Source organism: Streptomyces sp. NPDC101234 (assembly GCF_044767525.1).
In the GTDB taxonomy this organism is placed as follows: Bacteria; Actinomycetota; Actinomycetes; order Streptomycetales; family Streptomycetaceae; genus Streptomyces; species Streptomyces sasae.
Map to the genome: position 1 here is coordinate 306,222 of NZ_JBIWOA010000003.1, position 25,157 is coordinate 331,378.

Here is a 25,157-nt window from a genome sequence, read left to right on the forward strand (position 1 = left end):
ACGGCCATGATGTCAGCCGCCGCGGTTCACCCGAGCGCCGCCGCCATCCGCCGTACCGCCTCCGTGATCACCTCGGGCGAGGCGGCCAGGTTGAACCGGACATGCCCGGCGCCGCCCGTCCCGAAGGGGATCCCGGAGTTGACCGCCACCCGCCCGCGCTCCAGGAAGGCCTCGGCCGGGTCGTCGCCGAGGCCGAGGGCGCGGCAGTCGAGCCAGGCGAGGTAGGTGGCCTCGGCGGGCCGGTACCGGACGGCGGGCAGGTGGCGGTCGAGCAGGCCGGCGAGCAGGCGCCGGTTCTCGTCGAGGCCGGTGAGCAGCGCGTCCAGCCAGGCGGTGCCGTCGGTCAGAGCGGCCGTGTGGGCGATGACGCCGACATGGCTCGGGCCGTGGCTGACCTCCTCCGGCATCCGGGCGAGGTCGGCGGCGGCCCCGGGTCCGGCGATGGCGAGCGCGGCCTTGAGGCCCGCCAGGTTCCAGGCCTTCGACGCCGACATCAGCGACAGCCCGCGCTCGGCGCCCGGCACGCTCAGATACGGCACGAAGCCGGCGCCCGGGGCGGTCAGCGGGGCGTGGATCTCGTCGGCGACGACCCGGACGCCGTACCGCCCTGCGAGGGCGGTGACGGCGGTGAGCTCCTCGACGGTGTGGACGGTGCCGGTCGGGTTGTGGGGGCTGCAGAGCAGGAAGGCGGCCGGTCCGCCGCCGAGGTCCCGGAAGGTGTCTTCCAGGACGTCGAGGTCGATGCGTGCGCCGATGCCGAGCGGGGCCTCCACCACCCGGCGGTCCATGTGCTCGACGAACTGGTAGAACGGCGGATACACCGGCGAGTTGACCACCACCGGGTCGCCGGGCCCCGTGACCAGTCTGAGCATTTCGACCACGCCGAGCATCACATCGGGCACGATCGCGGTGCGGGCCACGTCGAGCCCGTCCCAGCCCCAGCGTTTCGCGGCGAACGCGGCCAGCGCCTCGGCGTAGGCGGTGCCCGCCGGGTAGCCGGTGTCCCCGAGCGCGAGCGCGTCCGTGACCGCGCGGATCACGGGTTCGGCGAGCGGTACGTCCATCTCCGCCACCCACACCGGGAGCACGTCCTGCGGGTAGGTGCGCCATTTCATGCTGGTACGACATCGCAGCCGGTCGAGGGTGAGGGCGCGCAGCGGGTTCGGTTCGTCCGGGTTCTCCTGCGGGATGCTGGTCATGGCTGTCAAGATAGGCGGCTGCCGGGCGCCCGGGAACGAGGCGGACGGCAACGTCGTACTGCCATGGGATCGCAAAGATCACCGACGCTGTGAACGCCCCGTGCCCCGTCCGCGTATGAAGAGCAGGGCGCTCGACGACCGGAGGGCCCCGCGGTGTCGACACCGCGCGTTCGGGGTTTCGGGAGCCATGGATGAGGCACGCACGACGACGGGTCGTCCGGCGAGGGACACAGCTGGCGGCGGTCGGCGGACTCCTTCTGGGAGGTGCGATGGTCACCACGGCCATGGCGAGCGAGACTCCCGGCACGTCCGCCGTGCCGTTCAGCTCCGCGACGGAGGCCGGTGACACCGGTACCGCGCTGGTCACCAGGCTCGGCACGGCCCGTACGGCGGGCAGCTGGATCGGCGCCGACGGGAAGCCGGTGGTCGCGGTGACCGACGAACAGGCCGCCGCGATGGTCAAGCAGGCGGGCGCCGAGCCCAAGATGGTCTCGCACAGCATGAACGTACTGAAGGCGGCCACCGCCACGCTGCGTGCGGCGCCGCGGGTGGCCGGCACCGCGTGGGCGGTGGACTACCGGACCAACCGGGTGATGGTGGAGGCCGACAGCACGGTCTCCACCTCCGACTGGGCGGCCCTCAAGCAAGTCGCCGCCGGCATCGGAGGGTTCGTGCAGATGCAGCGCACCGGGGGCACGTTCACGCCGCGGCTCAACGGCGCTCAGCCCATCCTGTCGACGGGCGGCCGCTGTTCGGCGGGGTTCAACGTCACCAACGGGCAGACCGACTTCATCCTGACCGCCGGCCACTGCGGTCCGGCCAACACGATCTGGTTCGACGAGGCCCAGGGCGGCAACGAGCAACTGGGCACCACGATCAACACGCAGTTCCCCGGTAACGACTTCTCGCTGATCCAGTACGCGAAGGGCAAGGCCGGCGACAACGCCGACGTGGTCGCGATCGGCAACGGCCAGGGCGTGCGGATCACCGGGTCCGCCGATCCGACGGTCGGGCAGAAGGTGTTCCGCAGCGGCAGCACCAGCGGTCTGCACGACGGCACGGTGACGGCGCTCAACGCGACCGTCAACTACCCGGAGGGCACGGTCACCGGGCTCATCCAGACGAACGTGTGCGCCGAACCGGGCGACAGCGGCGGCCCGTTGTTCTCCGAGGGCATCGCGCTGGGCGTGACCTCGGGCGGCAGCGGTGACTGCACCACGGGCGGGGTGACGTTCTTCCAGCCGGTGACGCGGGCGATGGCCGCGCTGAACGTCCAGTTGATCGTGACGAAGCAGGCCGCCACCGGGACGCAGGGCGCTTCGGCCGCGCCGTCCGCGTCGGCCACCCACAGCACCATCGCGCCGAGCGCCGCCTCGCCGGGGTCGACGGCGGCGGTCGGTTCCTCGGACGACACCAGCCTGGTCGCCCGGCTCACGGACACCCGCAACGTCGGTCCGGGTCTGCTGGTGATCGGGGGCAGCCTGATCGCCCTGGTCGGGACCCGCTGGATCCGCGCGGAACAGGACCGCAAGGCGTACCAGCGCTACTACTCGGCGACTTGGGGCTGACGGGGACCGAAGGGGTCATGGACCCACGGGCCTACGAGAAGGGCACCCGTTCCGACGGGTGCCCTGGACGGACGGTCAGGCCGCCTGATCCGGCTACTGCGGGGCCGCTGCCGCCCATTCGAGGACGAGCCGCTGGTATACCTCGCGCTGCTCGGTGCTCAGTGTCCCGCCCGACCGGAGCCACAGGGCCCGGATCTCCTCGTTGACCTCGTCGGCCGATCGCTCGGTGACGGCTTCAACAGTGGTGGACATGGTGTGAAGCATATGCCGATCGGCGTGAAGACGCCGTGAGTAAGTACGACCGATATGGACATTTCGGACCGTGTTACTCGTCACGTCAATATGTCAAGGAGAAGCGGGAGTTCAGTCCCCGGCCCCACCGAGCACCAGCACCTGGATGGCCAGTACGGCGGCACCGCGCGCCCAGTCGTGGAAGTCGGACACCTTGGTCTCCAGACGGATCGGCTCGGCGAGCGGATGACGGTGGGCACCGACGGCGTCCCGCACCGTGTCCCCGGCCACGTCCATGAGGCCGACCCCTTCCCCGGCGAGCAGGATCTTCTGCGGCATGGCGAAGTTGGCGATCTGCGCGAGCAGGGTGCCCAGCGCCCGGCCGGCCTCGCCGATCACCCGCGCGGCCATCGGCTCGCCCGCGGCGGCCCGGGCGAGTATCTCCTCGTACGACGCGTCATGGCCGGTGGCGGCCCTGATCTGGTAGCGGATGCTCGGAATGGTGAGCAGCGAGACCGCGCTGCCGCGCTCGCCCTGAGGAGTGAGCGGGCCCTGCGGGTCGATGATCCAGTGCCGGCCGAAGCCGCGGTCCTCCTCGGCGTACGGGACCCGCTTGCCGCCGAGCACCAGCCCGTAGCCGATACCGGCGCCGATGGTGAGGACGACGAAGCGGTCCAGGCCACGGCCGGCGCCGAACCAGGTCTCCGCCTCGACCAGGGCGGCCACGTCGTTCTCGACGACGACCGGCAGCCCGGTGCGCTCGCGGACCAGGTCGGCCAGCGGGACGTCCCGCCACCGCAGGTACGGCGACTCGCCGACCACGGCGTGCTCGCGCACGTACCCGCCGACACCGATGCCGATACCGGCGACGGCGGGGTGCCGGTCGGCCAGCTCGGCGGCCATGGCGGCCAGCAGGTCGGCGACCCGATCGGGATCGTGGCTGGTGAGAGGCCGTTCGAGGCGGGTGACGATATCGCTCCTGAGGGTGGTGACGACGCCGTACACCGTCTCGTCGGTGACCTTGAAGCCGAGGAAGGAGCGGGACTCGGCGACCACGTCCAGCGGCTGCGAGGGGCGTCCCTGGCGTGCCTCCGCCGGGGCGCCCGACCAGGGGGTCTCGACGAGCAGTCCGGACTCGATGAGCGGCTTGGTGAGGCGGGTGAGGCTGCCCTGGGAGAGGTTCAGCCGGTGGGCCAGTTCGGTGCGCGACAGCGGGCCGTGGACGAGTACCTCGATCGCCACGGAGCGCACCGCGGGGCTCAGCGGCAGCCAGTCGGTCACGGCATCCCTTTTCTTCTGGAGCTGAAGCAACCTGACAACCCTACTGTGCGCCCGGTGCGCCGCAGAAGCGCCCTCCTGCCACCTTTCCTACTTCCTTCCGCCCCTTGACTTCGAGATTCTTTCGCAGCAAAAGTAACCACCATGACTTTCTCACTCGGCATCGTCGGCGCCGGACAGTTCTCCGGCCAGTTCGCCACGCTGTTCCAGGCCCATCCCGGCGTCGGCGACGTGTACGTCACCGACCTGCTGCCGGAGCGCGCGGAGAAACTCGCCGCCGCCCAGGGACTGGCGGGCACCTTCCCGTCGTACGAGGCCATGCTGGAGTCGTCGGCCGTCGACGCGGTCGCGATCTTCACCCAGCGCTGGACGCACGGCCCGCTGGTCCTGCAGGGCCTGAACGCCGGCAAGCACGTGTACTCGGCGGTCCCCATGGCGATCGCCGCCGAGGAGATCGCCGCGATCATCGACACGGTCAAGGCGACCGGACTGACGTACATGATGGGCGAGACCAGCCAGTACAACCCGGCGACCGTGCACGCCCGCAACCAGATCGCCGAGGGCTCCTTCGGGCGGCTGTTCTACGCCGAGGGCGACTACGTCCACGACATGGACCTCGGCTTCTACGACGCGTACCGCTACAGCGGCGGCGAGAACTGGAAGGCGACGGCCAGCTACCCGCCGCTGCTCTACCCGACGCACTCGGTGGGCGGGGTGCTCGGCGCCTGGCAGACGCACGCGGTGAGCGTCTCGGCGATCGGCGTGGTCGACGACCGCGGCGACGGCGTCTTCGACAAGGAGGTCAGCCAGTTCGGCAACGACATGTCCAACGCCACCGCGCTGTTCGAGGTGGCGGGCGGGGGCTCGTTCCGTACGAACGAGTTCCGGCGGGTGGGCTACCCGTCCCACATCCGTGAGTCGCGCTTCCGGTTCTTCGGCACGGAGGCGAGCATGGAGCAGCTGGCGACGGTCGCGCTGTGGCAGGACAAGAACGGCGTCAAGGACATCAGCGAGCTGCTGGAGCCCAAGCCGACCATGTCCCCGGACGACCCGTCACTGCAGCACATCGCACCGGAGCTGCGGGCGGCCTTCACCTCCGGCTCGGCGCCGGTGCACGACCGGGCGCGGCTGCCGCGGGAGTTCGACGCGCTGCACAACGGGCACGAGGGCAGCCACCACTTCCTGGTCGACGACTTCGTGACGGCCGTGAACTCGCGCACCCTGCCGTCGGTCAACGCGTGGGTCGCCGCCCGCTACACCCTGCCGGGCATCATCGCGCACGAGTCCGCGCGGCAGGGTGGGGCCAGGCTGGAGATCCCGGACTTCGGGGACGCCCCGGAGAGCTGAGCCCGAAGCCGCGGGCCCAAGACCGGAGGCCGGGTGCCGTCAGGTGCCCGGCTTGCGGCCGTAGACGAACACGTCGTCACCGGTCTTCAGCAGCGACCAGTACTTCTTGGCGACGGCGGGGGTCATGTTGACGCAGCCGTGCGAGCCCGGCGGGTTCCACATGCTGAGGTTCACCGAGTGGAAGGCCTGGCCGCCGTCGAAGAACTGGCTGTAGGGCATCGGCACGTTGTAGACGGACGAGACGTGGTCGATGTCCCGCCAGTAGATCTTCTTCAGGCCGGTGCGGGTGACGAACCCCTTGCGGCCGGTACGCACCGGGACCGGGCCGTAGACGAGCTTGTTGCCGTCCTGGATCCAGGACAGCTGGAGCGTCAGGTTCACACAGGCGATGCGCCCCTTGTCGGTGGGGCACTTGCCGTCCTTGTTGGGGTTGTTCCCGACGGCCTTCTGCTTGTTCATGAGATCCATCACGCCCCAGGTGACGGACCCCGCGTACCCGACGGCGGGCGTGATGCCGTGCTTGTTCTGGAACGCCTGGATCGCCTTGCAGTCGGCGGTGGACTGCTTGCCGTCGACCGGCCGCCCGAGGAACTTCTCGACCTGCTTCTGGTACGGGCCGGCCTGCGTGGTGCAGCTGCTCGCGGCCTGTGCCGGTACGGCGGTGAAGGCGAGCGCGAGCGGCGCCACCATCCCGGCGACACCGAGCACCACGGCACTTCGTCTGGTTATGACCCCCATGTGACGTCTGTCTCCTTTTCCTCTGTCCTGCGATCTCGTGCTCCTAGACCACCCACTGACGGGCATTGGTTGTAGCCCGGGTCGGCCTGTGACGAAACGGTTGCTTTGGGCGCCGCCGCCTCCGCGGGCGGTATCAGTCCACTTTCCCCGGAGTGGCCCGCGCCACCGCGTCACGGCCGTCCTAGTCTGCGGCCCATGGACCCCGTGCTCGCCGAGGATCTCGCCCGGCTTCCCGGACTGCTCCAGTCCGCCCGCGACTTGGCCGCCGGTGAGGTGGCCGGGCCGGCCGGGCGGCCGGTGGTCGCGCTCGGACCCGCACCCGCGCGGGCGTCGTTGCCCGAGCGGGGAGAGGGCGGTGCCGGCGCGCTGGCCCGGTTCACCGAGCGGTGGGCGCCGGGTATGTCCGCCTCGGCCGGGCCACGCTACCTCGGTTTCGTCACCGGTGGCGTGACACCCGCCTCCCTCACCGGCGACTGGCTGACCTCGGCCTACGACCAGAACCTGTCGGGGGCCGTCGGCTCCTGGGGTGCCGCCCTGGAGCAGGAGACCGTGGCCTGGCTGGCCGAGCTGTTCGGGCTCGGCGAGGCGCACAGCGGTGCGTTCGTGACCGGGGCGACGACATCGAACACCGTCGGTCTGGCGATCGCCCGGGAATGGCTCGGCGAGCGGCTAGGGGTGGATGTCTCCCGGGCGGGTGCCGCCGCGCTCGGCCCGGTCGACGTGCTCTCCGGCAGCCCGCACTCCAGCATCGGCAAGGCACTCTCGGTCCTCGGCATCGGGCGGGAACGGCTGCGTCGGGTGCCGCCGCTGCCCGGGAACCGGGAGGCGGTGGACGTGACCGCGCTCGACGCGGCGCTGGCCGCACTGGAGGGGCGGCCGGCCATCGTCGTCGCCAACGCGGGCACGGTGAACACCGTCGACTTCGACGACCTGCGGGCGATCGCCGCCCTGAAGGAGCGGTACGACTTCTGGCTGCACGTGGACGCCGCGTTCGGCGCCTTCGCCGCCCTCTCCCCCGCCCACGCCCCGCTCGTCGCGGGCCTGGACGCGGCCGACTCGGTCTGTGTGGACCTGCACAAGTGGCTGAACGTCCCCTATGACGCGGCCGTCCAGTTCACCCGGCGCCGTGATCTCCAGGTGGCCGTGTTCCACAACGCCTCCCCCTACCTCGGCATGCCCACGGGCGAGCCCGACTTCGTGCACCTCACCCCGGAGAACTCCCGCCGGATGCGGGCGCTGCCGGCCTGGTTCTCGCTGACGGCGTACGGCCGGGACGGGCATCGCGAGATCGTCGAGCGCAACGTCACCGAGGCCCGCCGTCTCGGTTCGGGCATCGACGCCCTCCCCGCCCTGCGCCTGCTCGCCCCGGTCCGGCTGAACGTGGTCTGTTTCACACTCGCCGAGCAGCCCACGCAGGACCGGGTGGGCGCCCTGGCGCGGGCGGTCGCCGCGTCCGGGGAGACGTTCCTCACCCCGACCGTCTACGCCGGGGTGCCGGCGCTGCGGGCGGCGTTCAGCAACTGGCGGACCACCGAGGACGACACCCGGCGGGTGCTGGACGTGCTCACGGCGGCGTCAGCGGCTCTCTGACGCGCGCCGGGCCTCCCGGTGCGGCCGCAGCGCCGCGTGGAATCCGCTGTGGACGGCGGTGAGCCCGCCGTCGACACGGAGGGTGGTGCCGGTGATCCAGGCGGCGTCGCGGGAGGCGAGGAAGGCGACGGCGGCGGCCACGTCCTCCGGTTCCCCGACCCGGCCGAGGGGATAGAGCGGCTGGAGGGCGTCGAGTTCGTCCGCGCGCCCCTCCCAGGCCGAGGTGCGGACCGTGCCCGGCTCCACCAGGTTGACCCGGACCCCGCGCGCGGCCGCGTGCCCGGCGAGCGTACGGGTCAGCGAGACCAGGCCTGCCTTGGCGGCGCTGTAGGCGTGGTTGCCGAAGTCCGCCTCGGCGTTGACGGAGCCGATGCTCACGATCGCGCCCCTGCCCGAGGCGGCCAGGTACGGGAGGGCGGCACGGCAGGAGCGGTGGACACCGGTGAGCGTGATGTCGAGGTCCAGGGCCCACCCGTCGTCCGGCTGGTCCTCGAAGAGGGGCAGGTCCGGGGTGCAGTGCGCGGCGCAGTTGACCAGTACGTCGAGGGTGCCGAAGGCGTCGACGGCACGGGCGACGGCCGCCTCCACTGACGCCCGGTCGGCCACGTCACAGGCGAACGCCTCGACCGCCAGTTCCTGTTCGCGCAGGGTGGCCGCCGTCTTCGCCGCCTCGGGCAGGTCCCGATCGGTCACCAGCACCCGTCCGCCCTCCTCGGCCAGCCGTCGGGCGACGGCCGCGCCGATGCCGCGGGCCGCGCCCGTGACGAGAACCCCGTGTCCCGCAAAGCGATCGAGTCCGGTCATGGCAACGACCGTACGGGCGCCACGATCAACCGGACAGATAGCGTGCGCACATGTCCGCGTTCTTGCAGCAACTCCCGGCTCTCATAGGCGTCGTGATCGGCGCGCTCGGCTCGTATCTCGCCGTGGTGCGCGGTGACCGGGCGCGGTTCCGGCGGGAGCAGGAGGCACGCTGGGACGAGCGCCGGCTGTCCGTGTACGCGGAGTGGGCGCAGGCGCTGAAGAAGACCGTCTCCGTGGACTACCGGGTGGCCGCGCATCTGGGCAACGACCCGCATCCCCACCCGATCTCCCCGCAGGAGGCCGAACCCCTGCTGGAGGCGGCCCAGTCGGAACGGGATCCGTACGGGGAGAAGCTCATCATGCTGGGCGATCCGGCGGTGGTCGCGAAGGCCCAGGAGTGGGTCGTCGCGGTGATGGAGATGGAGCGCTTCCTGCGCGAGGAACGGCAGGACCCCGAGACCTGGCGGGCCCTGCTGGAGCGGCAGCGCGACGGCCGCGACGCCTTCTACGCGGCCGTACGCGAGGACCTGACCCTGCCCCCCGGCCACTCGGGCCGCCTGCCGCTGCCGGAGGCGTGAGTCACCCGGCGGGGCGCAGTCGCTCCGCCAACTCCGCGTCGTCGGCGACGAACCACAGGTGGCGGCCCCGGTTCGCCTCGTACACGAAGTCGCGGAGCGCGGAACTGGCGGCGAGGTGCCGGGAGATGTCACCGACCACGGCGAGCCGCAGCCGGTAGTTCACGAACTTCTGCACCACCGCGCCCGCGACCCCGGAGCGGAGCCGGAAGAACTCGTCCCCGACCCGCTCGGCGGGGACCGCCACCAACTCCGCGTCCTGGCCCATCGCGTCGCCGACGAGATCGAGGGCGGCGCTCTCGCCGTCGAGCGCCGGCCCCTCGGGGGCGCAGCGCAGGACGCGGGTGGTGTGCAGGGTCACGAGCGTGGCGGTGGTGGTCATGGGCGTGATCCTAGGAGGACCCACGGCCACGCGCCCGCGGTTTTCGGCCGGTGCCGTCAGTGGCCCCGGGCGATCCACTCCTCCAGGTGGGGCGCCTCGGCGCCGATCGTGGTCGGGTCGCCGTGGCCGGTCAGGACCTTCGTCTCCGGCGGGAGGGTGAGCAGCTTCTCCCGGATGGAGTGGATGATCGTCGGGAAGTGGGAGTACGACCGTCCGGTGGCGCCGGGCCCGCCCTGGAAGAGGGTGTCGCCGGTGAAGACGGTGCCCAGGCCGGGGTCGTAGAGGCAGACGGCGCCGGGCGCGTGGCCGGGCGTGTGCAGCACGGTCAGGTCGGTGCCCGCGGCCTCGATGACCATCCCGTCGGCCAGGTGGTTGTCCGGGTCCCGGTCGGGGTGGGTCTGCTTCCACAGCGCCAGGTCGTCGGGGTGCAGCCAGATCTTGGCGCCGGTGAGGTCCGCGAGGGCGGGCGCGGCGTCGATGTGGTCGTTGTGGGCGTGGGTGCACACGATCGCCTTCAGGGTGCGGTCGTCGACCGCTTCCGCGATGGCCTGGGCGTCGTGGGCGGCGTCGATGACGATCACCTCGCGTTCGTCGCCCACGATCCACACGTTGTTCTCGACGTCCCAGGTGCCGCCGTCGAGGGTGAACTGTCCGGCGGTGACGAGGCGTTCGATGCGGGTGGTCATCAGAGCACCACCACCGAACGCAGCACGTCGCCGCCGTGCATCCGCTCGAACGCCTTCTCCACCTCGTCGAGCTGGATGGTCTCGGTCACGAAGGCGTCCAGCGGCAGCCGGCCCTGCAGGTGCAGGTCGATCAGCATGGGGAAGTCCCGGGAGGGCAGGCAGTCGCCGTACCAGGACGACTTGAGCGCGCCGCCACGGCCGAAGACGTCGAGGAGCGGGAGTTCGAGCTTCATCTCGGGCGTGGGCACGCCGACGAGGACGACGGTGCCGGCGAGGTCCCGGGCGTAGAAGGCCTGCTGGTACGTCTCCGGGCGGCCGACCGCCTCGATGACGACGTCGGCGCCGAAGCCGCCGGTCAGCTCGCGGATCGCCTCGACCGCGTCGTTCTCGCGGGAGTTGACCGTGTGGGTGGCGCCCAGGGCGCGCGCCTTCGCCAGCTTCCGATCGTCGATGTCGACGGCGATGATCTTCGCCGCGCCCGCCAGGTTCGACCCTGCGATCGCCGCGTCGCCGACACCGCCGCAGCCGATCACGGCGACCGTGTCGCCCCGGCCGACGTTGCCCGTGTTGATCGCGGCGCCGATGCCTGCCATCACCCCGCAGCCGAGCAGGCCGGCGACGGCGGGCGACACCGCAGGGTCGACCTTGGTGCACTGCCCGGCGGCGACCAGCGTCTTCTCGGCGAAGGCGCCGATACCGAGCGCCGGGGAGAGCTCCTGCCCGGTCGAGGCGAGGGTCATCTTCTGCTTCGCGTTGTGCGTGTTGAAGCAGTACCAGGGGCGCCCGCGCAGACACGCCCGACAGTTCCCGCACACGGCACGCCAGTTGAGGATCACGAAGTCGCCGGGCGCGACGTCCGTGACGCCCTCGCCGACCGACTCCACCACACCGGCGGCCTCATGGCCGAGCAGGAACGGGAACTCGTCATTGATTCCGCCCTGCTTGTAGTGCAGGTCGGTGTGACAGACCCCGCAGGCCTGCACCTGTACGACGGCTTCGCCCGGCCCGGGGTCCGGCACCACGATCGTCTCGACCCGCACGGGCTCGTTCTTGCCCGGTGCGACCACGCCGCGTACTTCCTGCGCCATGCTCCTGACCCTTCCGTCGATCTATGGACGTGCTGCCTCCCGACCCTACGTGTGACCGATCGGTAACCGCACGGAGCGCGTCGACCGTTCCCGATCTTTCCGGCCGGCCGCCGCACCCGCCGCCGATGTGCCGTCGACACTCTCCAGATACCCCCAGGGGTACCTCTGCTACGGTGGTGAGCATACCCCCGGGGGTAATTCCGAGCCGGGGTTCGAGAGAGGAGTGCCGCCGTGTCCTTCGTCGACACCATCGAGGTGCCCGGACTGGGCAACCGGGGCTATCTGGCGGGCGGGGCGCACAGCGCCGTCGTGGTCGATCCGCCCAGGGACATCGACCGGGTGATCGAGACCGCCGCCCGGCGCGGAGTGCGGCTCACCCATGTCGTCGAGACGCATGTGCACAACGACTACGTCTCCGGCGGGCTGGAGCTGGCCCGCCTGACCGGGGCCTCCTACGTGGTGCCGGCCGGGGCACGGGTGGCGTACGAGCGCACGGCGGTGGCCGACGGGGACGTGCTGGAGATCGAGGAGGGGCTGGCGCTGCGGGCGCTGGCCACCCCCGGGCACACCCCGCACCACACGTCGTACGTCCTGGAGGAGAACGGCCGGGCGACGGCCGTCTTCACCGGCGGCTCGCTGCTGATCGGTACGGTCGGCAGGCCCGACCTGGTGGAGCCCCGGCTGACCGGCGAACTGGCCCGGGCGCAGCACGCCTCGGTGCACCGACTGGCCGCCGAGCTGCCGAAGGACACGGCGGTACTGCCGACGCACGGTTTCGGCAGCTTCTGCTCGGCCGGGGACGCGTCGGGCACCGCGACCACCATCGGCCGGGAGCGTGCGGTCAACGAGGCACTGGTCAAGGACGTCGACACGTTCGTGGCCGAGCTGCTGGCCGGGCTCGACGACATACCGGCGTACTACGCGCACATGGCTCCGCTGAACTCCAGGGGCCCGGCTCCCGTCGACCTCACCCCGCCGCGCCCGGCGGACGCCGAGGAGATCGCGGCGCGGCTGGCCGCCGGGGAGTGGGTCGTGGACCTGCGCAACCGGGTGGCGTTCGCCGAGGGGCATGTCTCCGGGACGCTCAACTTCGAGGCCGACGGGCAGCTCGCCGCCTATCTGGCCTGGCTGCTGCCCTGGGGCAGACCGGTGAGCCTCCTCGCCGAGTCGGCGACCCAACTCGCCGCCGCCCAGCGGGAACTGGCCCGTGTCGGCATCGACCGCCCGGCCGCGGCCGCCACCGGCGCCCCCGGGGCCTGGCTCCGGCCGGGGGACGCCCCGCGCACCTTCCCCCGGGCCACGTTCGCGGAGCTGGCCGCACACGGGACGGACGGGGTCGTCGTCCTGGACGTGCGCCGGGACTCCGAGCGGGCCGGCGACCACATCCGCGGCTCCCTCCACATACCCCTGCACCAGGTGCGGGAACGGCTGGGCGAGATACCCGGCGGCACGGTGTGGGTGCACTGCGCGGGCGGGATGCGGGCCGCGGTCGCCGCGTCGCTCCTCGACGCGACCGGGCGGGACGTGGTCGCCGTCGACGACGGGTTCGGCGCGGCCCGCGAGGCCGGGCTGCCGATGGCCCGGCTCACCCCGGTCGAGGCGCAGGAGCGTACGGACACGGGTGCCGTCCTGCTGGACGTCCGCGAGGCCGCCGACTGGGCGGCCGGACACGCGCCTCAGGCCCTGCACACCCCGCTGTCCGCGCTGACGGCCGGGGCTCCGCTCCCGCCCGTCGCCGAGGACCGTCCGATCGTCGTGATCTGCCGCTCGGGCAGGCGGTCCCGTCAGGCGGCGGCGCTGCTCACGGCCCGGGGCCTGGACGCGGTGGACGTCGTCGGGGGCATGGACGCCTGGAGTGCGGCGGGACTCGCGGTGAGTGTCGAGGGCATCCACGGATGACCGCACTTCTTCTCGCCCTCGGTGCGGGGGCGGTCACCGGCCTGGCCCTCGGGGCCCTGGGCGGCGGCGGCAGCGTGCTGGCCGTACCCGCGTTGATCTATCTGCTCGGCTTCACCCCGGCCGCGGCCACCACCGCGAGCCTCTTCGTCGTCACCGTCACCTCGGCCACCGCGCTCGTCGCACACGCCCGTGCGGGCACCGTGCGGTGGCGGGCGGGTGCGGTGTTCGCGGCGGCCGGGATCGTACCCGCCGCACTCGGCGGACTGCTCTCACGGCACCTGCCGGCCGCGTTGCTGACCGGGGCGTTCGCGGCGCTCGCGGCCGTGGCGGCGCTGCGGATGCTGCGGCCGTCGGACGCCCGGTCCGGCGGGCCGGTACCGGTCCGGGCCTCCCGGGTGGCCGGGGCGGGCGCCGGTCTCGGCGCGGTGACCGGGGTGCTCGGGGTGGGCGGCGGGTTTCTCGCCGTACCGTCCCTGGTGAACGTCGTGGGACTGCGGATGCGCGCGGCGATCGGCACCAGCCTGCTGGTCATCACCATCAACTCGCTCACCGCGCTCGCGGCTCGCTCCGGTTCGGCGGCGGACGTCGACTGGTCGGCCGTGGGCCCGTTCGCCGCGACCGCGGTCCTCGGCGCCTGGGACGGCAAGCGGCTCGCCGCCCGGCTGTCCTCCGGCACCCTCCAGCGCGTCTTCGCGTACGCCCTGCTCGCGGTCGCCGCGTTCATGCTGGCCGACGCGGTGATCTAGCGCCGGCCCCCGACACCGCGCTCAGGCCAGCGAGAGGAACAGTTTCTCCAGCCGGGCCTTCATCTGCTCGGTCGTCTCGCCGTCCGCCCCGTTCCGGGCGGGGTCGATGATGCACTGCTGGAGCCCGGTCGCGATGATCGCGAAGCCCGCCCGGTCCAGGGCGCGCGAGGCGGCGGCGAGCTGGGTGACCACGTCCTCGCAGTCACGGCCCTCCTCGATCATCTTGATCACTCCGGAGATCTGCCCCTGCGCCCGGCGCAGCCGGTTCAGGACCGACTTGAGTTCATCGCCCTCGAACTGAAGCTCCACGACCACACCACTCCTTACATACCCGTAGGGGTATTTTACCCGCCCCTCGGGCAACCCTGTCACTCATCACCACAAGGAAGGATCGCACCCGCCATGCCCACCACTCCCCCGAACCCTGATCTCACCCCCGACCAGGCCCTCCCCCGCCTGCCCGAGCTGACCGTCGTCGATGTCCGCACGCCGGGCGAGTACGCCGCCGGCCATGTGCCGGGCGCCCACAACATCCCCCTGGACGCCCTGCGCCGGGCCCTGCCCGCGCTCCGCGCCGCCGACGGCGAGCTGCTCCTGGTGTGCGCCTCCGGCGCCCGTGCCGAGAACGCCCGGGCGGTCCTCGCCGAGCACGGCATCCCGGCGGCCACCCTCACCGGCGGCACCCGCGGCTGGGCCGAGCGCGGTCACGAACTGCACCGCCCGCGGGGCGGGTCGCGTGCGACATGGGCCATGGAACGCCAGGTCCGCCTCACCGCCGGCTCGGTCGTCCTGGCCGGCCTCGCCCTCGGGCAGCTGCACCCGGCCTGGCTGCTGCTGTCGGCGGGGGTCGCGGGCGGCCTGGTCTTCTCGGCGCTCACCGACACCTGCGGGATGGCCGCGGTCCTGTCGAAGCTGCCCCACAACCGGCCCCGCCCCGCAGACCTCGACGCGACCCTCGCGAAGATCGGTTCCGCCCGTAGATGAGCGGGCCCCGGACCCGGGAGCGGCCGTCGTAGCCTGGGGTGCGCCGCCCACCTCCCGGACGAGGAGCACCGTGACCACCGCAGACGCAGTTCCGACGACGAGAGACACGGGAGATCCGGGAGACACGAGCGAGCGGTCCGGTCCGTCCGTCTTCCCGCTGCTCCTCTCCTATGTACGGCCGCACCGCTGGGCCCTGCTGGCCGGCGCGTTGCTCTCACTGCTGACGGGCGCGGCCGGACTGCTGCTGCCGCTGGTGGCCCGGGGGTTGATCGAGGACCTGTCCCACGACCGTTCCATCACCGGGAAGTTGCTCGCCATGGCGGGTCTGGTGGTCGCCAACGCCGGGTTGGGCGCGCTGGGTTCGTATGTGCTGCGGCGCACCGCCGAGTCGGTGGTGCTCGGGGCGCGGCGGACCCTGTCGTCGTATCTGCTGCGGCTGCGGATCGCCGCCGTGGACCGGACCGAACCCGGTGACCTGATGGCCCGGATCACCTCGGACACCACCCTGTTGCGCGAGGTCACCACGGACTCGCTGGTCGCGCTCGGCACCGGCGGACTCACCCTGGTCGCCACGGTGGTGATGATGGGGGTGGTCGATCCGGTACTGCTCGGAGTCACGCTCGCGGTGATCGCCGCGGCGGGCACGGTGCTGGGCACGATCGTGCCGCGCATCAACCGGGCCAGCCGCCGGGCGCAGGACGCGGTCGGGGTGATGGGTGCCTCGCTGGAGCGGGTCCTGGGCGCGCTGCGGACCGTGAAGGCGTCGGGCGCCGAGCACCGGGAGGAGCTCGCGCTGCATGCGGCCGCCGAGGAGTCCTGGCGGCAGAGTGTGCGCGCCGCCAAGTGGTCGGCCGCGGCGGGCAACACGGCGGGGCTCGCGATGCAGCTGGCGTTCATCACGGTGCTCGCGGTGGGCGGGGCTCGGGTGGCGACCGGTGCGATCGGGGTGGGCACGCTGGTGGCGTTCCTGCTCTACGTCTTCTACCTGATGTCGCCGATCCAGCAGGTCGTCGGCGCGGTCACCCAGTACCAGACCGGCGCCGGCGCGCTGGCCCGGATCCAGGAGGCGCTGCGACTGCCCGCCGAACCCCCGGCCGAGCCCGCCGAGTTGCCGTCGGCCGGCGCCGAACCGGCCTCCCTCGCCTTCACCGACGTACGCTTCCGCTACGCCGACGACCTGCCGTACGTCCACCACGGGGTCAGCTTCACGATCCCGGCGCGGGGCATGACGGCGTTCGTCGGCCCCTCCGGTGCCGGCAAGACCACCGTCTTCTCGCTGATCGAGCGGTTCTACGACCCCGAGTCCGGCGCGATCAGCCTCGACGGCCGCCCGCTCGCCGACTGGGACCTGTCCCTGCTGCGTGCGGCGATCGGGTACGTCGAGCAGGACGCGCCCGTGCTGTCCGGTTCGCTGCGGGACAACCTGCTGCTCGGCAACCCGGAGGCGGCGGAGGACGCGGTGACCCGGGTGGTGAAGACGACCCGCCTGGACGGTCTGGTCGCGCGGCTGCCGCAGGGGCTGGACACGCTGGTCGGCCACCGCGGGACCAAGCTGTCGGGCGGGGAGCGGCAACGCGTCGCGATCGCACGGGCGTTGCTGCGCCGGCCACGGCTGCTGCTCCTGGACGAGGCGACCTCGCAACTGGACGCGGTTAACGAGGCGGCCCTGCGGGACACGGTCGCCGACGTGGCGCGGTCGACCACGGTGCTGGTGGTCGCGCACCGGCTCTCCACGGTGACGATGGCCGACCGGATCGTCGTCATGGACGCGGGCCGGGTCCGCGCCGTGGGCACGCACCGGGAACTGGTGGCGGCGGACCCGCTCTACGCGGAGCTGGCGGCGACCCAGTTCCTGGCCTCGGAGCACTGAGTACGACGAAGGGCCGCCCCCTCGCGGGACGGCCCTCGCTGTGTGGACGGGGTCAGGCTTCGATGCCCGGTACCAGTCCCATGACGGGCGCGGCCAGGTCGGTGATCTGGTGCAGTTCGCTGAGCCTGTGGACTCCGTTCAGCCCCTGCACCTGCTCCGAGACCTTCGGGATCTCGTCCTTGTAGTGCGCCGGGATGTCGCTGCGGGAGAGCGAGTCGAGCACGCCGAGCGCGGTGAGTTTCCCGGTGTGCTGCGGGCTCGCACCGGCCGCGTTCGCCAGCGGCGCGGCGAGGCCGGTGACCCCGACGGCCAGGCCGACGGCGGCGACGATACGTCGTGTTGAGATCATGTCTCCAGCAACGGCCCCGGCGCCGGACCGGACACGGGCAGCCACTCCGCCTCACCCGTCAGGAGGAGCGCCCGGCCTGCGCTTGCCGAGCCCGGCGGGGCGGAGCACGCTCGGAGTGAGGGTTCTCGCGACCCCTCCGCATCGGGTCGCGGGCGCCCGCAGGAGGTCACCATGGGCACCCCGACAGGTTCCGCCTTCGACACCGAGACACTGCGCCGGGCCATAGAAGGAAACACCGGGAACAGCCTTCTGGCGCTCTACGCGGACGACGCGGAGATCCGCATCGTCGACCGCGACACCCAGCCCAGCCACCCCAAGGTCCTGCACGGCCGCCAGGACATCGCCGCGATGCTGGACGACGTCTACAGCCGCGACATGACGCACAAGCTGGACCAGTGCATCGTGCAGGGCGACAAGGCCGCCTTCAGCGAGTCCTGCCAGTACGGGGACGGCGTCCGGGTCCTCGCCGAGTCGATGATCACGCTGCGCGACGGCAAGATCTCCGAGCAGATCATGATCCAGGCATGGGACGACGAATAGTCGGAAGGACCGCGAGGGTCCAGGTCAGCTCCCGGGTGACCTGGACCTTCTCGGCGCGGGCCGCGCTGGGGCAAAGTCGCCGGGCGCGTCCGCGCGCGTCCGTCGTGCTGCTGCAGTCGATCCTGCGGACCGTCCGCTGCCACCGGAAGCGCTGAGCGGCTCGGTTACCCTGGGGGCGGGCCGTGACTGGCGCTGAGGTGGAGCACCACCGGGGAGCGGTCCGCACTGAGGATGCCGTGCGCCTGGGCGATCGAGTCGACCAGCTCAGGAGTGTGCCGCATGACCCAGGCCCGCATCGCCCGCATCATGGACGGAACCGCCGTCGCCCGCCGGATCGTCGAGGAGACCGCGGAGAGGGCCGCCGCCCTGACCGCACGGACCGGTGTCACGCCGTGTCTGGCGACGGTGCTGGTCGGCGAGGACCCCGCCTCCGTCACCTACGTCCGGATGAAGCAGAACCGCAGCCGCAAGGCCGGTATCGCCTCCCGGCACGTGGCCCTGCCCGCCACCACGACGACCGGAGAACTCGTTGCCGCCCTGCGGGAGTTGTCGGCCGACCCGGCCGTGCACGGCATCCTGCTCCAGCACCCGGTCGGCGAACACATCGACGAGCGGGCGGCGTTCGAGGCGATCGCCCCGGAGAAGGACGTGGACGGCGTGACCTTCGCGTCGTTCGCGACGATGAGCTTCGGCCTGCCGGGCTTCGTCTCCTGCACCCCCGGCGGCATGATGCGCCTGCTGGACGCCTACGACGTCGACCCGGCCGGGAAGCGGGCGGTGGTCGTCGGCCGCAGCGCGATCCTCGGCAAGCCGGCCGGCATGCTGCTGCTCGCCCGCGACGCCACGGTGACCTACTGCCACTCCCGCACCCGGGACCTGTCGGCGGTCGTCCGCGAGGCGGACATCGTGGTCGCCGCGGTCGGCCGCGCCCGGCTGATCCGGGGGCAGGACATCAAGCCGGGCGCGGTGGTGCTCGACGCGGGCTACAACGACGGGAACGTCGGCGACGTCGACTTCGACACCGCCGTCGAACGCGCCTCGCTGATCACGCCGGTGCCGGGCGGTGTCGGCCCGATGACCATCGCGCTGCTGCTGGAGCAGACCGTCGACGCGGCCGCCCGGCAGCTCGGGGTGTGAGGCGAGGTCCGGCGGATTCTCCCGCACGGAGGACTCGGGGGGATACGAAAGTCGGGGGTCGGGTCACCCGTCCAGAGCGACGATCGGCGCGGATCGCCGGAACAGACTGCTTGGGCGACGTCGAAGGACGTCGGAATCCCCACAGCCAAGGAGCTCTGTCATGGGCGTTCTCGGAAAGATCCTGCTCGGAATCGTGGGAGTCCTCGTGCTCGCCGGCGTCGGTCTCTGGTTCGGCATCAGGCACGTCGCGAGCGACATCGGCTCGCACATGATCACCTCGGCCCAGTTCGAGGGTGTTCACGTCGGCGAGACCCAGGACGCGGTACACGACCGCCTCGGCAAGCCCGGCGGTCTCCAGCCGGGGGACAAGCCGAAGCCGCCGGCCGGCACCACCTGTGACTACTACCTGGAGAAGGACGTGTCCCTGGAGAAGAAGCAGACGTTCCAGATCTGCTACCGGGACGGGACGGTCGCCGCCACCAAGGTCCTGCCGTCCGCCGCGGAGGAGGGCGCCCAGGACAAGGGCAAGGGCCAGAGCAGTGTGAGCGCCAAGCCCTGAGCCGCTCGGTCGCACGCCGTCACGAAGGGCCCTCCACCTTGGAGCGCGTGTTCGTTTCCTCTCTGCCTGCCTCGGTGGCGGCTCGCCTTGCCCGGATCCGGTGGCCCTCCGAGCCGGTCGCCTGGGCGCTGGCGGCTCTGATCGCCTCCGGAGCGCTGCTGTCGGCCGCCGCACCACAGTCCCTGCTGCCGCTGCCCCTCGCCGTCTCCGGCGGCCTGGGGTGCGCCACCGGGCTGCTGCTGGCCTGGCGGCGCGACCGGCCCACCCTGGTGGCGGGTGTGGTCGCCGTGGTGAGCCTGCTGACCGTTCAGGCGGCGCTGCCGTTCGCGATGTACTCGCTGGCCAGACGACGGGCGGCGAGTCCCCTGCGCTACGGCGTCTACGCCACCGCGGTCCTCGGCCAGTTCACCACGGGTGCCCCGGTGGTGGGCGCCCTGGCAACGGCCCTGCTGGTGGGCGCGCCCGCCTGGCGCGGCACGGTGATCCGGTACCGGCACACCAGGCTGGAGGAGCTGGCCGAGCGCGCCGAGCAGGCCGAGCGGGAGGCACTGCTGATCGCCCGCCGGGTCCGTGCGGAGGAACGGGCCGCGCTGGCACGTGAGATGCACGACGTGGTGGCTCACGAGGTCAGCCTGATCACGCTGCACGCGGGCGCGCTGAGTGTGGACCCGCAGGAGTCGGAGCGGGCCCGCGAGACCGGCGAGCTGGTCAGGGTCACCGGCAGGCGGGCGCTGGCTCAACTGCGCCAGATCCTCGATGTGCTGCGCGACCCGGAGACCGTCGAGAGCTCCTTCCGCCCCGGCCCGGATCTGCGGGACCTGCCACAGCTGCTCGCCGACTCAGCCGCGGCGGGCGTGCCCGTGGACTGGGCGCCGTGGTCCGCGACGCGGTACGCAACACCGCGGCCGGGCGCCACGCCCTCGCCCCCGAGGCCGTGAACCACCTGGTGGCCCGGGCCGCCGCCGAGCCACCGCCGGCCGCGCCACCCAGGCTACCCCCGCTCACCCCACGCGAGCAGGATGTCCTCGCCGCGATAGCGGACGGATTGAGCAACGCCCAGATCGGCCGACGGCTCGACCTGCGCGTGCCGACCGTGAAAGCCCATGTCTCACGGATCATGGAGAAACTGCACTGCGAGAGCCGGGTGCAGGCCGGGCTGCTCGCCATGCGCGCCGGACCGGGCGGGGCGGGGCACTCTTCGGACGAGGTGTGAACTCCCGGCCGTCGAAGGGCCGTTGCGACTGTGTCCGGGACGCGCGCGGGCGCGGCCGGACAGTGCCCGACCGCGCCCGCGCAGCTGCCTGATCGGCTCCGGGCTACCGGATCAGCTCTGGCTCCACTGCTGGTTGGTCCCGCCGTTGCAGGTCCACAGCACCAGCGAGGTGCCGTTGCTGGTGCCCGCGTTGTAGGCGTCCAGGCACAGGCCCGCGTTGACGTTGGTGATCGTGCCGTTGGAGTTGACGGTCCACTGCTGGTTGGTCTGGCTGTTGCAGTCCCAGATCACGACCTTGGTGCCGTTGGTCGTGCCCTTGTTGTACGCGTCCAGGCACTTGTTGCCGTACACCACGAACTCCTTGCGGGAGGTGTACGTCCAGGCCTGGTTCTGGCCGCCGTTGCAGTCCCAGATCTCCGCCTGGGTGCCGTTGGTGATGGTGTTGTTGTAGACGTCGGCGCAGCGGCTGGAGGCGCCGCCCACGAGGAGGGTGCCGTTGGTGCCGGGGATCGGACTGACCGCGATCGAGCCTAGCGTCGGCAGCGAACTCCCCGTGAAGGTGAGCGAGTTGCCCGCCCCCTTGCTCAGATCGACCTGTACCGAGACCGTGCCCTGCGAGGACCCGGTCGGTGGGAAGGAGACCGTGGTGGCGGTCTGGCTGTTCACCTGGAGGGTGCCGGTGACGGCGGTGGAGCCGGTGTTGGTGTAGGCGACGTCGACGACGTCGAGGCCGGTGCTCGCGGCGCTCACGCCGGTGTACTTGCCGGTGGAGGAGGCGCTGTAGCTGGTGCTCGACGCCTCCGTGCCGCCGCTGATCTTGAGCATCACCGAGCCGCCGGCCGGGACACTGGCGGTGTAACCGGTGCTGTACGAACCGAGGTTCGACTGCGCCCACAGGTCGCGGACCGTCGCGGAGGCACTGGTCAGGCCGAGGTCGGACCAGCGGGCGGTGATGTTCGCGGCGGAGGAGGTGCGGTTGAGCAGCACGACCGCGCGGTTGCCGGTGCCGGCGAGGACCTTGCTGTAGACCTGCAGTCCGGTGCTGTCCTCGGCGACCTTGGCGCCCTGGAGTCCGCGCGCGTCCTGGTCGACGGCGATGACATCGGAGTTCTTGAGGATGGCGGCGGTCTCACCGGTCATCGTGGTGAGGTCGTTGCCGGCCAGGAGCGGGGCGCCGGAGATCGCCCACAGGGCCATGTGGGTGCGGTTCTGGGCGGCGGTGAGGCCGGTCATGCCGACCGTCAGCATGTCCGGGTCGTTGTAGTAGCCGGTGTGCTGGGCGGCCGGGTGCAGGGTCTGGTCGAAGTTGGACAGCACCGCCGACTGCGACGCCGTGCCGCCGTAGTAGTAGATGTCCGTGCTGGTCCGCCACATGGTGCCGAGGCCGGTCGCCCAGTTCCAGGTGTTCTGGTAGCCCCAGTTGCAGATGGAGAGGGTGAGGGGACGGCCGGTGGTGGCGGCGGCCGTGGTGACGGCCGAGCTGATCGACTTGTAGGCGGTGGCCGCGTCCAGGCCCTCGGCGTCGCCGCCGCACCAGTCGACCTTCACGAAGTCGAAGCCCCACTTGGAGAACTGGAGCATGTCCTGCGCGTAGTGCCCCTCGCTGCCGGTGTTGGCGGCGGCGGGGCGGCCGGTCGGGTAGTAGTAGCCGCAGCCGTTGTAGCCGGCGTCGGTGTAGATACCGGCCTTCAGGCCCTTGCTGTGGATGTAGTCGGCGATGGCGCTCATGCCGCCGGGCCACTCACTGGTGTCGACGGTGATGTTGCCGTCGCTGTCGCGGGTGCCCTGCCACCAGCCCTCGTCGATGTTGATGTACTTGTAGCCGGCGGCCGGGAGGCCGGCCGCGACGAACGCGTCGACCTGTGCCTTGATGACGTCGTAGTCGATCTTCGCCGCGAAGCTGTTCCAGGAGGCCCAGCCCATCGGGGCGGTGGGCACCGAGACCTGGGCGGCCGTCGCCGCCTGGGCCGGTCCCGGCGTGGCGAAGAGGAGCGCGGCGGCGGCCGTCAGGGCAAGGGCGAGCGTGCGTACGGCAGCGGTCCACAGGTGTCGTACGAGACCGCTGCCGGTCGATCGGGGCGGGGGGTACATGCGGCTCCTCCACGGGGGTGCACGAGGGGGGTGCGACCCAACCGCGTTCGGCATTCCGAACATGGATCGATGTCCCGAACAGGTCGCGCGCTGACCGTAGAGCCGCCAGAGGGTGAAGTCAACGGATGTGACAGGCGTGAAGTCGCCCTTCTCCAGCGGACGTTCGCATCCTCGACCGAACGGCTACCGGGAGCCCTCCGGCGTCCACCCGTCCGGCCGGAGGATCCCCAGCAGCAGCCGCACCAGTTCCTCCACGACCTCGTCCAGGCTCGCGTCCACCCACCCCGCACTCCAGTCGTGCAGCACCCCGTTCACGCTGCCGATGAACGCCGTCGCGGCCAGCCGGTAGTCACGCGGCGCCGCGTCGCCCCGTGCCACCGCCGCGTTCGCCTCGGTGCAGATCAGCTCCACCCACCGCGCCCGCCGCGCCAGCCGCTGCTCCTCCAGCCGGGGACTGACCCCGATGATCTCGACGAAGGCGATACGGATACGGCGGGGGTCGGAGGTGACATCACGGGCGTAGGCCCGGAACAGCACCGTCACCCGCTCGACCAGCGGCAGCGGCTCCGCCTCGGCGAACGCCTCCACCACCGCACGCTCGGCCCACCCGTTGACCTCCAGGTGCAACGCGGCGAGCACATCCTCCAGGGTCTGGAACTCCTCGTAGAACTGACGGGTCGACAGCCCCGCCGCCTGGCTGAGCGCGGCGACGGTGGTGGCGCGAAATCCCGGTGCCTCGCCGAAGAGTCGGAGCGCCGCCTCCAGGAACCGCCGACGCCGCTCTGCCTTGCGTTCCTCGGCGGACCGGCCGCCGTAACGACCCGTCGGTGCCTTGATCCTGCCCGCCAAGACCGCCCCCTCCGTCATCCACCCGTTGGCCAATTTTGTCGTGTACGCCTCTTGTGGAGTAGGCCCACCCCTCCTTACTTTTCAGTAAGTTCGTTTTGAACGCGCCCGTGTTCAGATTCCGCGACCCGATACTGCACGCGCGCCCCCACCCCCCATCAGAGGAGAGAGCAGTCATGCCTGCCTTCAGACCCAGGCACCTTTGCTCCGTAGCCGCCGCCCTCGCCCTGACCGTCGCCGCGCCCGCGACCGCTGCCCACTCCGCCGACGCCTCGTTGCGCGAGGTGCTGTTCGTGGGCAACAACTGGGACGGCACCGCCACCGTGCTGAAGTCCTCAGGGGACTTCGCCAAGGTGGGCCAGATCAACGTGATCCCGGACAAGGACGCGCGGATCGCGGAGATCAACGCCGACCCGATCAAGTGGATCTACTACACGTCGATCCGCAACGAGGTCGGACAGGGCCACGACCAGTACGCCGACGACATGTACTCCACACCGGACGGGAAGTCCGTGGTGGTGTCCCGGCCGAGCTTCGCGGACGTGGTCTCCATCGACCTGGCCACCGACAAGGTCAACTGGCGTTTCCCGGTGGCCGGTTACCGCGCCGACCACATGGCCGTCTCCCCCGACGGCAGCAAGGTCGCGGTCTCGGCGTCCACCGCGAACAAGGTGCAGGTGCTGGACATCAACACCGGTAAGGAACTGGGCGAGTTCGCCACCGGTGACAAGCCGCACGAGAACGTCTTCAGCCCCGACGGCAAGTACATCTGGAACATGGCGATCGGCGAGGTCACCACCTCGCTCGACGACCCCGCCTGGGACTGGACCAAGGGCGACCGCCACATCACCGTGGCCGACGCCACCACCTACAAGCAGGTCAAGATCATCGACATGCGCTCCCGGCTGGACGCGATCGGTCTGACCGACTTCTCCGACGCGGTGCGGCCCGCCGCCTTCACTCCCGACTGGTCGAAGATGTACTTCCAGGTGTCGTTCTTCAACGGCTTCCTGGAGTACGACATCGCCAGCGACAAGATCACCCGGGTGAAGACGCTGCCGGTGAACCCGGCGACCAGCACGGACCGCACCACCTGGCTCCTCGACTCCCGTCACCACGGCATCTCGATGAAGCCGGACGGCACCAAGCTGTGCGTCGCGGGGACGATGGACAACTACGCCACCGTCGTCGACCGGGCCACCCTCCAGGAGGGCCCGCTCATCACCGCGTCGACCCCGTACTGGGCGACGGTGAGCGGTGACGGCAAGGACTGCATCATCTCCGAGGCGGGCGCCGACCAGGTGACGGCCATCGACTTCGCGACGGGCGAGAAGGTGCTCTCGGTCCCGGTGGGCGACCACCCGCAGCGTGTCCGGCTCGGCCATGTGCCGGCCGACTGGACCGGTGCGTCCACGAGTTGACGGTCCGGCAGGACCC

27 protein-coding genes and 1 riboswitch are annotated in these 25,157 nt (G+C 71.5%); of the genes, 15 read left to right on the top strand and 12 right to left on the bottom strand.

Annotation, left to right across the window (positions count from 1 at the left end):
- Nucleotides 1-26: 26 nt before the first annotated feature.
- Entirely contained in the window at nt 27-1,199 is a 1,173-nt protein-coding gene (locus ACIRR9_RS07835) for a MalY/PatB family protein (protein ID WP_403748711.1), read from the bottom strand.
- A 191-nt stretch (nt 1,200-1,390) separates the two neighbouring features.
- Between ACIRR9_RS07835 and ACIRR9_RS07840 the strand changes: the two genes are divergently transcribed.
- Nucleotides 1,391-2,767: a S1 family peptidase gene (locus ACIRR9_RS07840; RefSeq protein WP_403748713.1), complete on the top strand. Its 1,377-nt coding sequence runs from the start codon at nt 1,391-1,393 to the stop codon at nt 2,765-2,767.
- A gap of 93 nt (nt 2,768-2,860) precedes the next feature.
- Here the strand turns inward: ACIRR9_RS07840 and ACIRR9_RS07845 are convergent, their stop codons facing one another.
- Complete coding sequence (locus ACIRR9_RS07845; protein WP_365349629.1) at nt 2,861-3,019, bottom strand: hypothetical protein; 159 nt, start codon at nt 3,017-3,019, stop codon at nt 2,861-2,863.
- A 111-nt stretch (nt 3,020-3,130) separates the two neighbouring features.
- Nucleotides 3,131-4,279, bottom strand: coding sequence for an ROK family protein (locus tag ACIRR9_RS07850; protein ID WP_403748716.1), 1,149 nt, complete (start codon nt 4,277-4,279; stop codon nt 3,131-3,133).
- Between the two features lie 141 nt (nt 4,280-4,420).
- Here ACIRR9_RS07850 and ACIRR9_RS07855 point away from each other — a divergent pair, with 141 nt between their 5' ends.
- Nucleotides 4,421-5,623: a Gfo/Idh/MocA family protein gene (locus tag ACIRR9_RS07855; RefSeq protein ID WP_403748719.1), complete on the top strand. Its 1,203-nt coding sequence runs from the start codon at nt 4,421-4,423 to the stop codon at nt 5,621-5,623.
- 39 nt (nt 5,624-5,662) lie between these two features.
- Here ACIRR9_RS07855 and ACIRR9_RS07860 read toward each other — a convergent pair whose 3' ends face one another.
- Nucleotides 5,663-6,361, bottom strand: coding sequence for a L,D-transpeptidase (locus ACIRR9_RS07860; protein WP_403748721.1), 699 nt, complete (start codon nt 6,359-6,361; stop codon nt 5,663-5,665).
- 195 nt (nt 6,362-6,556) lie between these two features.
- On the opposite strand from ACIRR9_RS07860, the gene ACIRR9_RS07865 reads away from it, so the two are divergent.
- The gene (locus tag ACIRR9_RS07865) at nt 6,557-7,951 is read left to right on the top strand and encodes a pyridoxal phosphate-dependent decarboxylase family protein (protein WP_403748724.1); all 1,395 of its coding nucleotides are present in this window, start codon (nt 6,557-6,559) and stop codon (nt 7,949-7,951) included.
- Here ACIRR9_RS07865 and ACIRR9_RS07870 read toward each other — a convergent pair.
- A complete protein-coding gene (locus tag ACIRR9_RS07870) occupies nt 7,937-8,755 on the bottom strand; it encodes an SDR family NAD(P)-dependent oxidoreductase (protein ID WP_403748726.1) in 819 nt (272 codons plus the stop codon). The genes ACIRR9_RS07865 and ACIRR9_RS07870 overlap by 15 nt on opposite strands.
- A gap of 50 nt (nt 8,756-8,805) precedes the next feature.
- Here ACIRR9_RS07870 and ACIRR9_RS07875 point away from each other — a divergent pair, with 50 nt between their 5' ends.
- Nucleotides 8,806-9,333 carry a hypothetical protein gene (locus ACIRR9_RS07875; protein WP_403748728.1) on the top strand — a complete coding sequence of 176 codons (528 nt, stop codon included), beginning with the start codon at nt 8,806-8,808 and terminating at the stop codon, nt 9,331-9,333.
- 1 nt (nt 9,334) lies between these two features.
- Here ACIRR9_RS07875 and ACIRR9_RS07880 read toward each other — a convergent pair whose 3' ends face one another.
- The 3 genes from ACIRR9_RS07880 to ACIRR9_RS07890 are packed head-to-tail and all read right to left on the bottom strand — an operon-like array spanning nt 9,335 to nt 11,486.
- Nucleotides 9,335-9,712 carry a DUF4180 domain-containing protein gene (locus ACIRR9_RS07880; protein WP_403748730.1) on the bottom strand — a complete coding sequence of 126 codons (378 nt, stop codon included), beginning with the start codon at nt 9,710-9,712 and terminating at the stop codon, nt 9,335-9,337.
- Nucleotides 9,713-9,768: 56 nt separating this feature from the next.
- Complete coding sequence (locus ACIRR9_RS07885) at nt 9,769-10,398, bottom strand: MBL fold metallo-hydrolase (RefSeq protein WP_403748732.1); 630 nt, start codon at nt 10,396-10,398, stop codon at nt 9,769-9,771.
- Nucleotides 10,398-11,486: an S-(hydroxymethyl)mycothiol dehydrogenase gene (locus ACIRR9_RS07890; protein WP_403748734.1), complete on the bottom strand. Its 1,089-nt coding sequence runs from the start codon at nt 11,484-11,486 to the stop codon at nt 10,398-10,400. Before ACIRR9_RS07890 ends, ACIRR9_RS07885 begins: the two co-directional genes overlap by 1 nt.
- 231 nt (nt 11,487-11,717) lie before the next feature.
- Between ACIRR9_RS07890 and ACIRR9_RS07895 the strand changes: the two genes are divergently transcribed.
- The gene (locus ACIRR9_RS07895; protein WP_403748736.1) at nt 11,718-13,385 is read left to right on the top strand and encodes a rhodanese-like domain-containing protein; all 1,668 of its coding nucleotides are present in this window, start codon (nt 11,718-11,720) and stop codon (nt 13,383-13,385) included.
- Nucleotides 13,382-14,131, top strand: coding sequence for a sulfite exporter TauE/SafE family protein (locus ACIRR9_RS07900; protein ID WP_403748739.1), 750 nt, complete (start codon nt 13,382-13,384; stop codon nt 14,129-14,131). The genes ACIRR9_RS07895 and ACIRR9_RS07900 overlap by 4 nt, the downstream gene beginning before the upstream one ends.
- A gap of 21 nt (nt 14,132-14,152) precedes the next feature.
- Here ACIRR9_RS07900 and ACIRR9_RS07905 read toward each other — a convergent pair whose 3' ends face one another.
- Nucleotides 14,153-14,440, bottom strand: a complete 288-nt coding sequence (locus tag ACIRR9_RS07905) for a metal-sensitive transcriptional regulator (protein ID WP_123979367.1) — start codon at nt 14,438-14,440, stop codon at nt 14,153-14,155.
- Between the two features lie 93 nt (nt 14,441-14,533).
- Between ACIRR9_RS07905 and ACIRR9_RS07910 the strand changes: the two genes are divergently transcribed.
- Together ACIRR9_RS07910 and ACIRR9_RS07915 are read left to right on the top strand one after the other, a co-directional pair.
- A complete protein-coding gene (locus tag ACIRR9_RS07910) occupies nt 14,534-15,115 on the top strand; it encodes a rhodanese-like domain-containing protein (protein ID WP_403748743.1) in 582 nt (193 codons plus the stop codon).
- Nucleotides 15,116-15,272: 157 nt separating this feature from the next.
- On the top strand, nt 15,273-16,985 hold the full coding sequence (locus tag ACIRR9_RS07915) for an ABC transporter ATP-binding protein (protein WP_403749016.1): 1,713 nt from the start codon (nt 15,273-15,275) through the stop codon (nt 16,983-16,985).
- Between the two features lie 52 nt (nt 16,986-17,037).
- Here ACIRR9_RS07915 and ACIRR9_RS07920 read toward each other — a convergent pair whose 3' ends face one another.
- Nucleotides 17,038-17,334, bottom strand: coding sequence for a hypothetical protein (locus ACIRR9_RS07920; protein WP_403748745.1), 297 nt, complete (start codon nt 17,332-17,334; stop codon nt 17,038-17,040).
- A gap of 171 nt (nt 17,335-17,505) precedes the next feature.
- On the opposite strand from ACIRR9_RS07920, the gene ACIRR9_RS07925 reads away from it, so the two are divergent.
- From ACIRR9_RS07925 to ACIRR9_RS07950, 6 genes are all read left to right on the top strand, one after another.
- On the top strand, nt 17,506-17,874 hold the full coding sequence (locus tag ACIRR9_RS07925; protein WP_403748748.1) for a nuclear transport factor 2 family protein: 369 nt from the start codon (nt 17,506-17,508) through the stop codon (nt 17,872-17,874).
- Complete coding sequence (locus ACIRR9_RS07930; protein WP_403748750.1) at nt 17,859-18,029, top strand: hypothetical protein; 171 nt, start codon at nt 17,859-17,861, stop codon at nt 18,027-18,029. The genes ACIRR9_RS07925 and ACIRR9_RS07930 overlap by 16 nt, the downstream gene beginning before the upstream one ends.
- A 17-nt stretch (nt 18,030-18,046) precedes the next feature.
- Nucleotides 18,047-18,129, top strand: a riboswitch (ZMP/ZTP riboswitch).
- Between the two features lie 24 nt (nt 18,130-18,153).
- On the top strand, nt 18,154-19,011 hold the full coding sequence (locus ACIRR9_RS07935) for a bifunctional 5,10-methylenetetrahydrofolate dehydrogenase/5,10-methenyltetrahydrofolate cyclohydrolase (RefSeq protein ID WP_403748753.1): 858 nt from the start codon (nt 18,154-18,156) through the stop codon (nt 19,009-19,011).
- A 160-nt stretch (nt 19,012-19,171) separates the two neighbouring features.
- Entirely contained in the window at nt 19,172-19,570 is a 399-nt protein-coding gene (locus ACIRR9_RS07940) for a hypothetical protein (RefSeq protein WP_403748756.1), read from the top strand.
- A gap of 47 nt (nt 19,571-19,617) precedes the next feature.
- Nucleotides 19,618-20,508, top strand: coding sequence for a sensor histidine kinase (locus tag ACIRR9_RS07945; protein ID WP_403748758.1), 891 nt, complete (start codon nt 19,618-19,620; stop codon nt 20,506-20,508).
- A complete protein-coding gene (locus tag ACIRR9_RS07950) occupies nt 20,445-20,783 on the top strand; it encodes a response regulator transcription factor (protein ID WP_403748761.1) in 339 nt (112 codons plus the stop codon). Before ACIRR9_RS07945 ends, ACIRR9_RS07950 begins: the two co-directional genes overlap by 64 nt.
- 111 nt (nt 20,784-20,894) lie before the next feature.
- Here the strand turns inward: ACIRR9_RS07950 and ACIRR9_RS07955 are convergent, their stop codons facing one another.
- Together ACIRR9_RS07955 and ACIRR9_RS07960 are read right to left on the bottom strand one after the other, a co-directional pair.
- Nucleotides 20,895-22,874 (bottom strand): ricin-type beta-trefoil lectin domain protein, encoded by a 1,980-nt coding sequence (locus ACIRR9_RS07955; RefSeq protein ID WP_403748763.1) that lies wholly within the window; start codon nt 22,872-22,874, stop codon nt 20,895-20,897.
- 183 nt (nt 22,875-23,057) lie between these two features.
- Nucleotides 23,058-23,723 (bottom strand): TetR/AcrR family transcriptional regulator, encoded by a 666-nt coding sequence (locus ACIRR9_RS07960; RefSeq protein WP_403748766.1) that lies wholly within the window; start codon nt 23,721-23,723, stop codon nt 23,058-23,060.
- A 173-nt stretch (nt 23,724-23,896) separates the two neighbouring features.
- Between ACIRR9_RS07960 and ACIRR9_RS07965 the strand changes: the two genes are divergently transcribed.
- Nucleotides 23,897-25,141, top strand: coding sequence for a YncE family protein (locus ACIRR9_RS07965; protein ID WP_365349591.1), 1,245 nt, complete (start codon nt 23,897-23,899; stop codon nt 25,139-25,141).
- Nucleotides 25,142-25,157 lie beyond the last annotated feature (16 nt).